Below are 777 nucleotides of genomic sequence, written 5' to 3' on the forward strand. Positions count from 1 at the left end.
TTTGTAGTCAAAATTATATATCTTGATCAACAATGAGCTATCGGACAGGAACTTTGCGCCTCTGCGCCTCTGCGAGAGGTCTTCTCGAATAAATTAAAAAAAAGCCGCATACCTGCGTATGCGGCTCTGTGAAGTTATTTAAGTACTCTTAGAATTTTTTGCTTGCAATAAGAAGACTGCTGAGAACCATAAGATGAACGGCCAGCCTTTGTAATATTTCCCATAAAGTAGATCCTCTGTATTTGCCGGTTATCCATGCAACAATCTCTACGATGACATACACTGCCCATATAATAGCAATAATAAGTATCAAAGAATCCAGGAATGAAAGTTGGACATTGCACATTTCCAATAAAATTGCGATACCCGCTATTAACGCTATAACGCTGGCAATCGTTACAAGAACACCTGAACCCTTTCCAAATATCGCGCCAAAAATAATCGAAAAATCTCCTCTACCGGAACCAACTAACCCCAGAACTCCGTTTGCAATAAGATACAAAGCAACCGAAATCTTCCACAGAAAACTTCCTAATTTCCCTTCCATAATAATCCTCTCTTATAAAAAAATTAGAGATGATGAAAAAATGATTTTCATTTTTTCATTTTTTATAACTCAACGAGTTACAAAAGTATTTTACAGTATAAATATAATTAAAACAAGAGGCATAATAGCGGAGAACAAAGAGAAAATTTTAATATATTCTTAAATTAAGAAAGAAATTACACAATAAAACAATGAATCTTAAAAAAAAATTATATACTTTTACAAATTGA

1 protein-coding gene is annotated in these 777 nt (G+C 33.5%); it reads right to left on the reverse strand.

The genetic code is table 11. The annotated features are described in order from the left end of the window. Positions 1-148: 148 nt before the first annotated feature. Entirely contained in the window at positions 149-547 is a 399-nt protein-coding gene (locus ACYVRA_RS07685; protein ID WP_461252150.1) for a hypothetical protein, read from the reverse strand. Positions 548-777: the final 230 nt, after the last annotated feature.

It is taken from the genome of Treponema sp. R8-4-B8, assembly GCF_054786175.1.